The following is a 13,097-nucleotide window of genomic DNA, read 5'->3' on the forward strand; positions in this document are numbered from 1 at the left end:
CCATCGGTCTCGAACACCTGGACCGAGGCCTCTCCCACCCGCTCCTGCTCACCATCCAGCAATCGATCATACGGACCACCCAGGCAATAAGGCTGGAGCGCACGTTTCAGGACATTGGACTGGAGCAGAACCGAAAGGCCGGTCAAGGTCCGCTCCTCGCGCGGCGCCGATGCCAGCGACGTCAGCGCCGACCAGATGTGCTCCCTGGTCTCAGGCGTGACCTCGATGCGCTCGCGCGCCAGGATCGATGCGATCCATTCGGCTGCCCATCCTCGTTCCGCAACGCCGTCAATCCGCGCGAGCGGCTGCAGCGCGACGAACTCGGCGGCATCTCCCGAGACCGCGGCGCCGAGATCATGCCAGTCCCCGGCCATGGCCGTTGCGGCAGCACGGATCGATCCGCCGAAATCGAAGGCGAATATCTGCGCCTCGGGATAACGGCGGAACTGCAGCGCCATCAGCGCCAGCAGCACCGATTTCCCGGCGCCGGTCGGCCCGACAATCAAGGTGTGTCCGACGTCACCGACATGCAGCGAAAACCGGAACGGAGTCGATCCCTCGGTCTTGCCGAAAAACAGCGGCGGCGCCTTGAGATGATGATCCCTCGCCTCTCCGGCCCAAACCGCCGAGAGCGGAATCATATGGGCGAGGTTCATTGTCGAGATCGGCGGCTGGCGAACATTGGCATAGACGTGCCCCGGCAGGCTGCCGAGCCAGGCTTCGACGCTATTGACCGTCTCGACCATGCAGGTGAAGTCGCGGCCCTGGATGACCTTCTCGACCAGCCGCAACTTTTCATCGGCCGCATGCGGGTCCCTGTCCCAGACGGTGACCGTCGCCGTGACGAAGGCTTCTCCGATCTGGTCCGAGCCCAATTCCTGCAGCGCCGCGTCAGCGTCGATCGCCTTGTTGTAGGCATCGGTGTCCACAAGGCTCGCGGCCTCGCTTGTCATGACCTCCTTCAGGATCGCCGCGATGGACTTGCGCTTGGCGAACCACTGGCGGCGGATCCTGGTCAGCAGCTTTGTGGCATCGGTCTTGTCGAGCATGATCGCCCGGGTCGACCAGCGATACGCGAATGCCTGGCGATTGAGGTCGTCGAGAATCCCGGGCGTCGTCGCTGTAGGGAATCCGACGATTGTCAGAACGCGCAAATGCGCGTCGCCCAGCATCGGCTCCAAGCCGCCGGTCAGCGGTTGATCAGCCAATAGCGCATCGAGATACATGGGGATCTCGGGCACTCTGACGCGATGACGCTTGGCCGAGATGGTGGAGTGCAGATAGGTCAGCGTCGCCTCGTCATCCAGCCAGGCGCATTCCGGCATGAAGCCCTCGGTGAGCTGCAGGACGCGATTCGTGCGATCGATGAAGCCGCTGAGCACCTCGCGCGCATCTGTCCCGATTGTGCGGCGGCTGCCCTCGTACAAGAGCCGCTCCGCCATGGCGGCGCTCTCCTCGGGCGGCAGATAAAGAAAAGTCAGGTAGTAGCTCGATTCAAAGTGAGCCCCCTCCTCCTCGAACTGCGCCCTGCGCTCGGCGCCGACCAGCGCGGATGCGATATCCGGAAACGTATCCGCAGGGTAATCGCTCGCGGAATGGCGCTGCGCTTCAACGAAGACGGCCCATCCGGATCCGAGGCGACGCAACGCGTTGTTCAGGCGGCCCGCAACTGCGACCAGCTCAGCGGAGACGGCGCTGTCGAGATCCGGCCCACGAAACCTCGCCGTTCGTTGAAACGAACCATCCTTGTTGAGGACGATCCCTTCATCGACTAGCGCTGCCCAGGGCAGGAAATCGGCGAGACAAATGTTCGAACGGCGGTATTCGACGAGGTTCATCATGGCAATCACGTGGAAAGATGCGTGGGAAAGCGAACATGGCGGCGAACCACCGCAACGAATTCGGGATCGCGCTTGGCCGCCCAGACGGCGATCATGTGACCGACGAACCAGAGCAGAAGGCCCGCCAGCCAAAGCCGAAGCCCGAGGCCGAGCGCCGCTGCTAACGTTCCATTGACGATCGCGACCGAGCGCGGCGCGCCACCCATCAGGATCGGCTCGGTGAGCGCGCGGTGCACGGGCGCGACAAAGCCTGGAACCGGTTCATGCATCAGATCATCACTCCGCCGCCGAACGAGAAGAATGAGAGGAAGAAGCTCGAGGCGCCGAAGGCGATGGACAGACCGAACACGATCTGGATCAGCCGCCGGAAACCGCCCGACGTGTCGCCGAACGCCAACGACAGACCTGTGACGATGATGATGATGACGGCCATGATCTTGGCGACCGGACCCTCGACCGATTGCAGGATCTGGTTGAGCGGCTGCTCCCATGGCATGTTCGAGCCGGCGGCGAAGGCCGGCATAGCGCCCAGGCACGAACTCACCCACACTGCGCCCGCGAGAGGGCCTTTTCGAAGCGACAACCGCCCGCTCATGACTGATCTCCCATTGCTGAAAGGCTGTAGTCGCCGGACGCTTCAAGCCCCTGCACAACAGCGAGCTCAGCAAGCCGGCGTTTCGCGCCACGGCCGGCAAGCACGGCGATCACGTTGACGGTCTCGGCGATCAACGCGCGTGGGACCGTCATCACGACCTCCTGGATCAGCTGCTCGAGCCGGCGCAGGGCTCCAAGCGCGGTGCCCGCGTGGATGGTCCCGATGCCACCGGGATGACCCGTGCCCCAGGCCTTGAGCAGGTCGAGCGCCTCACCGCCGCGCACCTCACCGATCGGGATACGGTCGGGCCGCAAGCGCAGCGAGGACCGGACAAGATCCGGCAGCGACGCCACGCCTTCCTTGGTGCGCAACGAGACCAGGTTCGGTGCCCTGCACTGGAGCTCACGTGTGTCTTCGATGAGCACGACCCGATCGGTGGTCCTGGCGACTTCCGCAAGCAGCGCGTTCGTCAGTGTGGTCTTGCCTGTCGAAGTCCCGCCAGCAACAAGGATGTTCTGGCGCGCGACCACGGCATGGCGCAATGCCTCGGCCTGATCCGATGTCATGATGCGCTCAGTGACGTAGTCGTCCAACGTGAACACGGCGACGGCCGGCTTGCGGATCGCAAATGCCGCAGCCGCAACAACCGGCGGCAGCAGACCTTCGAAGCGCTCCCCGGTTTCTGGCAGTTCTGCCGAAACACGTGGCGCACCCGCGTGGACCTCGACACCCACATGGTGAGCGACGAGCCGGATGATCCGCTCGCCATCCGACGCGGACAAGGTTTCGCCGCTATCTGCCAAACCGCTCGACAGCCGATCGATCCATAGCCTGCCATCAGGATTGAGCATGATCTCAACGACAGACGGATCTTCCAGGAAACGTGCGATCGCAGATCCCATCGCGGTGCGGAGCATGCGCACCCCCCGCAAAGCCGATTCCGAATGCTGAGAAAGGATCGTCACGTTTTCCCCCGATAAAACGAGGGATCGAAGCGCCCCCTCGGATCCGGATCATCGATCCGCGCACGAGGTCAGCGCAACAAACGGCGGGCGGTCGTCATAGGATGGCGTAGGAAAAGAAACCTTCCATTCGCTTTCGCAAACGCCTTGTCGACCTGCGTCGAACCGGCGCGCAATCGCTGCGGCGCGGCGACGCCGGCTCGCTCGGCCTCAACGCGTCGGCTTGCTGGTACGATGGCCGTTGACCCGTCTCAAGCGACCGCGGCCGCGATAGGGGGATCGACGAGCGCGATATCGTATGCAATCCAAGCCGTGAGGACACGGCCATCCTCGAAGACCACTCGCAGCGTGGCGCCAGGCTGATGTGAACGCGGTCGCAGCGCAACGCGCGCTCGTTGAGCCGCAACGGCGCCATGACAGGTCGTGCGCGAAATGACCGACCGCCACGATCCCGAAGCGCTGGTTGCGAATGAAACAACCACCAATGATGTCGCCCAAGATCCCGACCGGCGGCACATCTCGCGTGTCCAGATCAGATGTTCGACGATACCGCATCGATAACGGCATCACGAAGCCTCGACGACCTCACGCGCGAATATGCTCTTCCAGCCACTTGCTGCCAGAATCACTAACGCCGGCCCATTCCGCCCGCGCGCCAGTGATGTCGACGACAAGTAACTGATCGTCCGGACCGATATACACCTTCAATTGGTCTCGTAAATCTTCCGGCGTCTTGTCCGACCGGACAATCCAGGCTGTTTCCATGTGGTGCCACCAAACGCCCGATGCTCGAATAGCGTTGACAAGCGCGTCATAGGCCGCGCCCTCTGCTGGATGAAGGTCGTAAGCAATCAGTATTGTCGCTGCGTGGTCGCCCTTCATCAAAAGCCTGAACGCTTGGTGTTCTGGGCCCTGTCCGGCGGATAGAAAGCTTTCAATGTCCTGGTACGAGACATGGCCGCCGGACTGCGGGTTTGCGACATGTCTAACCACACGCGATCCTGTTGCTGGATCCTCGGCCAAGTACCACCGGTCACCGTTGCTGCTTCGGTAGAACGGCTTTTCGGCGGGGACTGACGGCTCGCTATCTTGGTCGCCGGGCATTTTGTCTCCTCGAATGAGACACATCTTAGCACGTGCCGCGGGACCCCGGAGTTATAAGTTCACCGGCGGCCAGCTAGCAATGGCGGCCAAACCGCTGGCCGGTTCGTTTGCTTAGTTCCCTGTTGCAGGATGCGCGCCGAAACGCCCCCCTTGATCTCTCTCCGTGGTTGCGATTTGATGAGATGCTGGGAGAATCCCTGTCTGGTATCTTGCTCTTTTGCTGCTTTGCAGCGCATTTTCGACTGTGGCACTGCGGATGAAACTGTCTCCTTCGTAGCTTTGCGTCGCCGGCGGCACACATTGATGCGCGACGGCTAACTCTCGTTCGCGGCAACTACTCTCTTGTGCCGCCTGGCTTGCGCCAGATCCGAACTCAATCACTTTAGCAGGCAACCACGCCGATTTCGAAATGAAGATCGTCACCTGTGAGATCCTTGAGGAGCAAGGCTGCCAGGAGGCTCGTATCGTCCTCGCGGACCTTGCTGCGGGCGTGAACTCTTGCGGCCCTCGAAGGCAGGCTACCGTCGTTGCCTCCGACGGACGGACAGGCACATTTTACGCCGCAACGGCCGCGGCGATCACGCAAGAGGGCTGCGGCGGTGCAGATCGATCGCCACGTCGACAACGTATCCGAGGTCCCTGCCGGGGTATAGGCCGATGAGACTTAGGACGGTCATCTTCCTCGTGGCCATGACTGCCCTCGTCTCGTATTCCCTGGGCCGCCAGGACGCGCCCGCGGACAACAAGGCGGCAGCTTCGGTTGCTCTGGCTGCCGCAAACTTCAACAAGCCCGTCACGCTGGCCGCCGTTTCTGAGGAGGCCGCCCGTCCTATTCAAGGCAAGCCAGAGCCCGTAGCTCGGATCGATCAGCCGCCAGCCAGGACTCGCCTACCCGCTCCTGCGGCCCGGACCGAGACCACGCGAAGCGCAGACACCGCCCTCGCTGCCGCAGCCATCGCCGCTATACTGATCAAAGCCAGCCGGGATCAGTACCACGCGACGGGTCATCCTTGCGCCTGCCCGGACGATCTCATGCGCAATGGTCGTTCATGCGGCGCACGTAGCGCCTATTCCAGGCCGGGCGGCGCGGCGCCGATATGCTATCCCGGCGATGTCACAGAAGCGATGATCAGCGCGTATCGCCGGACGGCATCGCGATAAACATGGCGCGCAATAAACTTCTTGGCTGCATCTGGCGTTGCTCCTGTTCAGATGGCTCGCGCGTCGAGCTGTGTGGAAACTGGCGGGTCAGTATGGCTCAGGCGCCTGCATAGATGACCTTGACCTGCTCTGCATGGCCTCGCCAATCCCGCCTGACCGGGGACACAAATAGATCGCGTAACGTTTACTGGTCTATTTATGCACCAATTGCAGAACTACGACCAAGGTCAAATTTACACTACAAGCAACAGCTCATTGCGACACAAGGGTTCGAAGGCCCCTCCCCGATCCGCACCTGCGCATCCGTTGTCGGCTGAGGTCATTCAGCTTCGATGCATCAGCAAATCCGGCTACATCAAAACTTCAGCTGGCCATCAGTCAGGTCCCAAGAATGAGTGGCCCGACGGTGCCACGTCGAGGCGCACTGCAACACCATCAAGGTCCGGGCTAGGTGCCGGGTAAAGCTTCATAACGAGCGGATCATGGCCTGGAACGATGTGGTCCGCTTGCGGTGCCGCGGCTCGCAATTTGTCGAAGCCTGCCAGCATGTCACCGACATGGAACGCCGTCGTGAACGGACGTTCGCTCGTCATGTTTTCGTAGAAATGACTGACGTCGGAGGCGAGCACGACAAGACCTCGCCGTGTGCGGACGCGGACAAATTGGAGGCCGGCCGAATGCCCCCCCGCGGCATGCACCGTCAGTCCGGGCGCAATCTCAGCGTCCCCGTCGTAGAACAGCACGCGGCGCGCGTAGTTCAGCCTTACGATCCCGCAGACGTCGTCAACTTCGAAGGAATGCGACAGCCTCGGATATTGCATATAGCGGCCGGTCGCGTAGGCGAGCTCGCGCTCCTGAAGATGGAACCGCGCATTCGGAAACCGGTCGAAATTGCCGGCATGGTCGTAATGCAAATGCGTGAGGATCACGTCCCTGACGTCGACGGCGTCGATATCGAACGCACGAAGCGTCTCCACCGGACAACGCAGAAATGTCCGCTTGCGCCGCATCGCGATCTCCGCGTTGAAGCCGGTGTCGATGACAAAAATGCGCCCCGCTCCTCTGGCCAGCCACATGAAGTAATCCATCGGCATCGGCCCCTCGTGCGGGTCGCCACCGATGAAGTGCTCGCTCCGCTGCGCATCCCGAGTAGCGTAACGGATGGCAAAGAGCTCGTATTCAGGGTCAGCCATAGCAAGATCCGATCAAATGAGCCGGCTCAGGAAGACCCCGCGTCGACCTCGTTGAACGCCTCGCGCGCGTTCCGGAATGCGTCGATTCCGGCGGGAACGCCGCAATAGACCGCGACCTGGAGCAAGATCTCCTTGATCTCCTCCTTGGTGAGCCCGTTCTTCAGGGCGCCTTTCACGTGCAGCTTCAGCTCATGCGGGCGGTTCAGCGCGCCGAGCATCGCCAGGTTGACGATGGAGCGCGTGCGCCGGTCGACGCCGGGCCGCGTCCACAAGGCGCCCCAACAGAACTCGGTCGACCATTCGGCCATCGTGCGCGTGAAGTCGTCGGCGCCGGCGATTGATTTGTTGACGTAGTCCTCGCCGAGCACCTCCTTGCGAACTTTGAGGCCCTTCTCGAACAGTTCGGTCTTGCTCATGGTCGTCCTTTCAGGTCTTGAGATTGGTCTGGCGTCAATTGGTAGTCATGGCGCGCGATGCCGGCCGCGGCCGCAAGGATTGCAAGAGATCGGCGACGTCCTCGACCGCATCGAGCCGCCAGGCCGCATCGATGACACTGTCCGCGTCCCAGTCGCTCTGGCCTGTCCGCACGCCATCGCGCAGCTTGGCTGCGATATCGTGGTCAGTGAGCGGAGCGGCGAGGCTGCCGCGCGGCGAGATAACGGTTTCGACGAAAACTTCCCCGGACGACAAGCGCAAGCTGACCCGCGCAGCGCCGTCCGGCAGCTCGCCGTCAAGCTCCGCCCTCACCTTTTGTCGCAGCCGCGCGACATCGGGACGGTGCACGACGTCCGACGAAAATTCGGCAACGCCGGCTGCGCCGACAACCAGTCCGCAGGCGACGCAATGATGAATGCTGACGCGCGCATCGCGCTCGTTGTTGATGGCCCGGTCGCCTCGCGCGAGTAGCAGCGCCGAGCCTTGCACCGTCACCGACGCGATCTGGTCGAGCCGTCCACTGATCCGTCCGCGCAGGAGAAGGCAGGCATCGACCACCGAATGAAACACGATCCCTGCCGGATACGGCTTGTAGGTGTTCTTCGCGATCTCCCAGCTCTCACCGAGCGAGCCGAGCAGGCGCGCAAGATCGAGCTCGTCCCCCATGGTGCGTGCCCAGCCCAGCGGACCCTCGATAGCACGTGGCGCGGCCTCAAAGCCCTGCTGCGCGAGCAGTGCGGCAAACAACCCGTTGCGCGCAGCATTGCCCACGCTGACATTCTTGGCGGCGCTTGGCAGATTCTCCACGTTCCCGGCAGACTGGCTCGCCGCCATCCCGATCGCGTCAGCGATTCCTTGGGCCGGCAGCCCCAACAATTTGGCGCAAGCGGCCGCCGCGCCAAAAATCCCGCAAGTCGAGGTGATATGCCAGCCGCGCGCGTAATGCCGTGGTGAGACGGCATTGCCAAAGCGGCATGCGACGTCCACGCCCAGGATGAACGCCGTCAATACGTCGCGCCCCGACAGCCGACGTGTCTCTGCAAGCGCCAGCACGGGAGCGAGGACCGGTGCGGTGGGATGAATGATCGTCTCGGGATGCGTATCGTCGAAGTCGAGCAAGTTCGCCGAGACCGCATTGAGGAACGACGCGCACAGCGCATCCCGCCGCTCCGAATGTCCGATGACGGTCGCGGTCGCAGCGCCACTGAACGGCGACAAGGCCCGCAACGCGGCGGTAACTATCGGATCGCACGCGGAGCCGAGCGCGGTCGCAAAGAAATTGAGGATCGATCGCTTGGCCTCGCGGCTTTGAGCCTGCACGTCGACCCATGACGAGGCAGCGACGAAATCGGCGAGCGTCCTGCTCACACTGCAAGCTTGATCTTCCGGCACGCAGAGCGCCTTCCTCGTTTTCGCGGACATTATGCCGATCCGCGACAAACTGTCGATCAAAAAATGTTATGCTTGACAGTTTGTCTGACAATCATAACAATTCCCCAGCTGGCGCGAAGGGCGCGGCTACGACAGCGGCATCGATCATGCCGACCGATCGCAAAGATCGTCCGATAGAGACGAGTAAGGCGCATCCCATCACGGGATCGCCCGACAGGGAGCGAACGATGGCGGGAGAGACACTCGGCGTAATCGGCACGGGCCGGATGGGCGGTCCGATGGCAGGACGATTGATGGACGCGGGCTATTCGCTCGTCGTCTATGACGCGCAAGCCGAGGCGGCTCAATCGCTCATCAAGCGCGGCGCACAAATGGCCAGCTCATCTGCGGATGTGGCTTCCCGGGCCGACATCGTGCTGGCCAGCCTGCCCACGCCTGATATCGTGAAGGCGGTCGCACTCGGAGCGGACGGCATCAAAAATGGCAGCCGCGCGAAGATCGTCATCGATCTGTCAACCACGGGACCTGGCGCGGCGAAGATCGTCGCGGAAGGCCTCAAAGAAAAGGGCATGACGCTGGTCGATGCGCCCGTGAGCGGCGGTATCAAGGGCGCCGTGAACGGCACCTTGGCCGTGATGGTGTCCTGCCCGCAGGCAACCTACGAGACCGTGCAGCCAATCCTGAAAAACTTCGGCAAGCTGTTCTATACCGGTGACCAACCCGGCGTGGCGCAGACCGCCAAGCTCGCCAACAATCTGATGGCGGCAGCAGCCCTGGTAATCACGTCGGAGGCGGTCGCGATGGGTGTGAAGGGCGGCGTGAACGCCAAGGTGCTGATCGACATCATCAACGCCAGCAGCGGCCGCAACAGCGCGTCGGAAGATAAATTCCCGCGCGCGGTGCTGCCCGGCACCTTCGACTTCGGCTTCGCGACCGGTCTTTCGTATAAGGATGTCCGGTTGTGTGTGGACGAGGCTGAGGCGATGGGCGTGCCGATGGTCTGTGGTGCAGTGGTGCGGCAGATGCTCGCGATCACCAACGCGAAGTACGGCGCGGCTTCCGATTTCACCTCGATCGCCAAGGTCGTCGAGGAATGGGCCGGAGTGCAGATGCGCGGCTGACGACGCAGTCCATCAGGGAGCATCGAATGCGATGACGATAGGCCCGATCGGATCCAGCAAGGTCTCGCTCACACGCCGGATGGCACGGAGCGGGCTTGCGCTTGAGTTCAGGGATTTCGGGCTCGACGTGATCGCCAAGGCCAGGATCTGCCTGCTTGATTTTCTGTCATGCGCCTTTGAGGCGGGCGATCATCCGTGGAGCCGGCAGGCGATTGCGATCACACAGCCCGGCGGCAGTGCGACGATCATCGGCACCTCGCGGCTCTCCTCGCCGGCCGACGCCGCCTTCGCCAATGCCGTGATGGGTCACGGCCTGGTGCGTGAAGACATGCATGCGGCCAGCATCGCGCACCATGGCGTCGTGATCTGGCCGACCCTGCTCGCCCTGTCGGAGCAGGTCCCGATGCACGGAACCAGGCTGCTGGCGGCCGCCATCATCGGCTACGAGACCGGCGCCCGGATCGGCCGCGCGCTCCTGACCTCCGAGCTCGCGCGCCTGTACCGCCCGACCGGGCTGGTGGCGCCGTTGGGCGCCGCGCTCGCCGGAAGTTACGCTCTCCGCCTCTCCGAGGACGCAGCGACCAGCGCGGTCGCCATCGCGGCGAACACCTCCAGCGGCCTCAATGAGTGGCCGCACGCCGGCGGCTCGGACATGTATTTTCATCCAGGGTTCGCGGCCAGCAATGCGATCAAGGCGGTTGGCCTTGCCGCGGCCGGCGCGTTTGGCTCGGAGACCATCCTCGAAGGCGAAGCGGGCCTGTTCGCCGCTTATCGGCGTCAAGCCGCGCCTGACGCCATCACGCTCTTCTCTGACGGCGAGAGCGAGATCATGGCCGTCTACAACAAGCCGGTCCCGGCCTGCAATTTCGCGCAGACCTCGGCGCAAGCGGCGCTTCGTATCTCGCACGAACTCACAGACGCGGGCGAGATCGATCGGATCATCATTCGTGCGCCTGAGGCCGCAGTTCGTTATCCTGGCTGCGACGCCAAAGGCCCCTATCGTAACGCGCTCCAGGCCAAGATGAGCATTCCGTTCAGCGTCGCGGTGACGCTGGCGCGGGGCGAGATCAGGGAAGAGAACTACGCCCGGCTTGATGATGCCGCAATCCTGCGTCTGGTTTCGGTCACCGAGCTCGAGGCAGATGCCGGCTTCACCGCCGCCTTCCCGGGCAAGCAGGGCGCGGAAGTGTCGGTGCACCTGCGTGACGGACGGATGCTTCGGCATTCTTTGGCCGACGTCATCGCCGCATCGCCTGCAGATATTCGCACACGCTTTCGAGCTGCCGCCGGCCGCATCATTGGGGGCGAGCGCGCGTATCTGCTCGAGCAACTGATCGACGGCTGCGAGCAGCTTGGCGATGCCCGCATCATCGCAGCTCAGTGCCGGTTAGACACGTCGGAGCGGGCTTTGCGATCGGCATCTTGAAACATAAGAGAGTACGGGGGAAACATGGTCGACCGGGAGATCAGCCTGACGGCACCACCGGAGAAAATTCGCCGACAGACTGGCCGGCACCCCGCGTCGGGATGGCGCTGATGGAAGGCTTTCTGCAGGCCCTCGCCGCCGGCCTTCTGATCGGCGCCATCTACGGATTGATGTGCGTCGGTCTCGGCCTCATCTTCGGCGTCATGCGGGTGATCAACTTCGCCCACGGCGACTTCATGATGCTCGGCATGTATGTCGCCTTCTATCTCTTCACCGCCGCCGGCATCCAGGCCGTCTTCGGCAACACGGTGGGACCGTTCGTTGCGATCCTGCTGGCCGGACCTGCACTTGCCCTGTTCGGCTACATCGTCCATCTGGCTTTGATTTCGCGTGTTTCGGGCACCCGCACCGCATCGCTCGAGGGCGAAGGCCATTACGCGCAGCTCATTCTCACGCTCGGGATCGCTCTGATCCTTCAGAACGGCGGCCTGATCATCTTTGGATCGGTCCTGGCCTCGATCCGCACGCCGTTGTCGAGCTCGGCCTGGGAACTTGGTCCCTTGTTCGACATGAGCATCTTTCTCAACAAGGCGCGCAGCATCGATGCGGTGATGTCGCTGGCGATCATGGTTCTGCTCTCGCTGTTGATCACGCGGACGCGGATCGGCAAGTCGTTGCGTGCCGCTGCCGACAATCCGACGGCCGCGACCTACATGGGCATCGATGTCGATCGCGCGCACCGTACCGCGTTCGCGCTTGGCTGCGGCATCACGGCGATTGCCGGCGGCCTGCTCGCCACTAATTATCCATTTCACCCCTTCGTCGGGCTCGAATATGTGATCGTCATGTATGCCGGCGTCGTGCTCGGCGGCATGGGTAGCATTATCGGCGCCTTCTGGGGCGGCATGACGATCGGTCTCGTGCAGCAGATGTCGACGCTGATTCTGCCGACGCAGCTGCAAAACGCGGCCATCTTCGTGGTCTTCCTCCTCATCATCTTCTTCCGTCCGCAAGGCTTCTTCGGGCGCATGGTGGAGAGGACATGATCATGCTCCGGATGCGTTCCCTGCTTCCTCCCCTGCTCTTCACGATCGCCTATGCAGTGGTCTCGCTCAGCGTTACCAACTCCTATTACCAGCTCATCCTGACGCTCGTGCCGGTCTGGGCGGTATTCGGATTGTCATGGAACCTGCTGAGCGGTTACACCGGGCTGATCTCATTCGGCCACGCAGCCTTCTTCGGGATCGGCGCCTATGCGACCGCGCTCGGCCAGATCTATTTTGATCTCTCCCCGTGGCTGCTGATTCCGGTCGCCGCAATGCTCGGCGGCATTGCCGGGCTGCTGATCGGATTCCCCACCTTTCGCCTGCAGGGTCACTACTTCGCGTTGGCGATGCTCGCCTACCCGCTCGCCATTCTCTACGTGTTCGAGTGGCTCGGTTTCCAGGAGGTGACGCTTCCGATCAAGCGCGATGCGACGATCGCCTATATGCAGTTCGCCGATCCCCGCCTCTATACGTTGCTGGCGCTTGCGATCCTGTTTGCCATCATCGTACTGACGCAGATCATCGAGCGCTCCCGTTTCGGCATGGCGCTGCTCGCGATCAAGCAGAACGAAGCGGCCGCAGAAGCCGCCGGCATCGATACGTTGATCTGGAAGCTGCGCGCGATCACGCTGAGCGGTGCGATTGCAGCCGCCATCGGCGCGTTCTACGCTCAGGTTCTGCTGGTCGTAACACCGCAATCGGTGTTTGGAATGCTGGTGTCCGCGCAGGCGCTCACGGTTGCGATGTTCGGCGGCGTCGGCACCGTATGGGGGCCGGTCATTGGCGCGGTGATCCTGATCCCGCTCGCCGAAATCCTGAAC

Annotated in this window: 13 protein-coding genes; 4 read left to right on the top strand and 9 right to left on the bottom strand. The window is 62.7% G+C overall.

Annotation, left to right across the window (positions count from 1 at the left end):
- From trbE to WA702_RS22515, 9 genes are all read right to left on the bottom strand, one after another.
- The coding region (gene trbE, locus WA702_RS22475; protein WP_425112750.1) for a conjugal transfer protein TrbE at positions 1-1,841 on the bottom strand (1,841 nt) is incomplete at its 3' end.
- Positions 1,842-1,846: 5 nt separating this feature from the next.
- A complete protein-coding gene (locus tag WA702_RS22480; RefSeq protein WP_425112751.1) occupies positions 1,847-2,110 on the bottom strand; it encodes a VirB3 family type IV secretion system protein in 264 nt (87 codons plus the stop codon).
- Positions 2,110-2,436 (bottom strand): TrbC/VirB2 family protein, encoded by a 327-nt coding sequence (locus tag WA702_RS22485; protein WP_425112752.1) that lies wholly within the window; start codon positions 2,434-2,436, stop codon positions 2,110-2,112. Before WA702_RS22485 ends, WA702_RS22480 begins: the two co-directional genes overlap by 1 nt.
- The gene (gene trbB / locus WA702_RS22490) at positions 2,433-3,353 is read right to left on the bottom strand and encodes a P-type conjugative transfer ATPase TrbB (protein ID WP_425112753.1); all 921 of its coding nucleotides are present in this window, start codon (positions 3,351-3,353) and stop codon (positions 2,433-2,435) included. Before trbB ends, WA702_RS22485 begins: the two co-directional genes overlap by 4 nt.
- A 630-nt stretch (positions 3,354-3,983) precedes the next feature.
- Entirely contained in the window at positions 3,984-4,502 is a 519-nt protein-coding gene (locus tag WA702_RS22495; protein ID WP_425112754.1) for a hypothetical protein, read from the bottom strand.
- A 111-nt stretch (positions 4,503-4,613) separates the two neighbouring features.
- Positions 4,614-4,925 (bottom strand): hypothetical protein, encoded by a 312-nt coding sequence (locus tag WA702_RS22500; protein ID WP_425112755.1) that lies wholly within the window; start codon positions 4,923-4,925, stop codon positions 4,614-4,616.
- A 1,112-nt stretch (positions 4,926-6,037) separates the two neighbouring features.
- Positions 6,038-6,856, bottom strand: a complete 819-nt coding sequence (locus WA702_RS22505) for an N-acyl homoserine lactonase family protein (RefSeq protein WP_425112756.1) — start codon at positions 6,854-6,856, stop codon at positions 6,038-6,040.
- Positions 6,857-6,882: 26 nt separating this feature from the next.
- Positions 6,883-7,272, bottom strand: a complete 390-nt coding sequence (locus tag WA702_RS22510) for a carboxymuconolactone decarboxylase family protein (protein ID WP_425112757.1) — start codon at positions 7,270-7,272, stop codon at positions 6,883-6,885.
- Between the two features lie 34 nt (positions 7,273-7,306).
- On the bottom strand, positions 7,307-8,659 hold the full coding sequence (locus WA702_RS22515) for an MmgE/PrpD family protein (RefSeq protein ID WP_425112758.1): 1,353 nt from the start codon (positions 8,657-8,659) through the stop codon (positions 7,307-7,309).
- 170 nt (positions 8,660-8,829) lie between these two features.
- Between WA702_RS22515 and WA702_RS22520 the strand changes: the two genes are divergently transcribed.
- The 4 genes from WA702_RS22520 to WA702_RS22535 all read left to right on the top strand — a co-directional run.
- On the top strand, positions 8,830-9,804 hold the full coding sequence (locus WA702_RS22520; protein WP_425112759.1) for an NAD(P)-dependent oxidoreductase: 975 nt from the start codon (positions 8,830-8,832) through the stop codon (positions 9,802-9,804).
- Positions 9,805-9,835: 31 nt separating this feature from the next.
- Positions 9,836-11,230, top strand: coding sequence for an MmgE/PrpD family protein (locus tag WA702_RS22525; RefSeq protein ID WP_425112760.1), 1,395 nt, complete (start codon positions 9,836-9,838; stop codon positions 11,228-11,230).
- A 110-nt stretch (positions 11,231-11,340) separates the two neighbouring features.
- On the top strand, positions 11,341-12,276 hold the full coding sequence (locus tag WA702_RS22530; protein ID WP_425112761.1) for a branched-chain amino acid ABC transporter permease: 936 nt from the start codon (positions 11,341-11,343) through the stop codon (positions 12,274-12,276).
- Positions 12,273-13,097: branched-chain amino acid ABC transporter permease (locus tag WA702_RS22535; protein WP_425112762.1), on the top strand; the 825-nt coding region annotated here is incomplete at its 3' end. The genes WA702_RS22530 and WA702_RS22535, both read left to right, overlap by 4 nt.

The organism is Bradyrhizobium sp. (assembly GCF_049798375.1).
Classification (GTDB): domain Bacteria; phylum Pseudomonadota; class Alphaproteobacteria; order Rhizobiales; family Xanthobacteraceae; genus Bradyrhizobium.

Bases quoted from the DNA above. Each gene is read 5' to 3' on its own strand.
- WA702_RS22525 (WP_425112760.1), top strand. From the start codon at position 9,836: ATGACGATAGGCCCGATCGGATCCAGCAAGGTCTCGCTCACACGCCGG.
- WA702_RS22510 (WP_425112757.1), bottom strand. From the start codon at position 7,272: ATGAGCAAGACCGAACTGTTCGAGAAGGGCCTCAAAGTTCGCAAGGAG.
- trbB (WP_425112753.1), bottom strand. From the start codon at position 3,353: ATGCTCCGCACCGCGATGGGATCTGCGATCGCACGTTTCCTGGAAGAT.
- WA702_RS22495 (WP_425112754.1), bottom strand. From the start codon at position 4,502: ATGCCCGGCGACCAAGATAGCGAGCCGTCAGTCCCCGCCGAAAAGCCG.
- WA702_RS22505 (WP_425112756.1), bottom strand. From the start codon at position 6,856: ATGGCTGACCCTGAATACGAGCTCTTTGCCATCCGTTACGCTACTCGG.
- WA702_RS22480 (WP_425112751.1), bottom strand. From the start codon at position 2,110: ATGCATGAACCGGTTCCAGGCTTTGTCGCGCCCGTGCACCGCGCGCTC.
- WA702_RS22485 (WP_425112752.1), bottom strand. From the start codon at position 2,436: ATGAGCGGGCGGTTGTCGCTTCGAAAAGGCCCTCTCGCGGGCGCAGTG.
- WA702_RS22530 (WP_425112761.1), top strand. From the start codon at position 11,341: ATGGAAGGCTTTCTGCAGGCCCTCGCCGCCGGCCTTCTGATCGGCGCC.
- WA702_RS22520 (WP_425112759.1), top strand. From the start codon at position 8,830: ATGCCGACCGATCGCAAAGATCGTCCGATAGAGACGAGTAAGGCGCAT.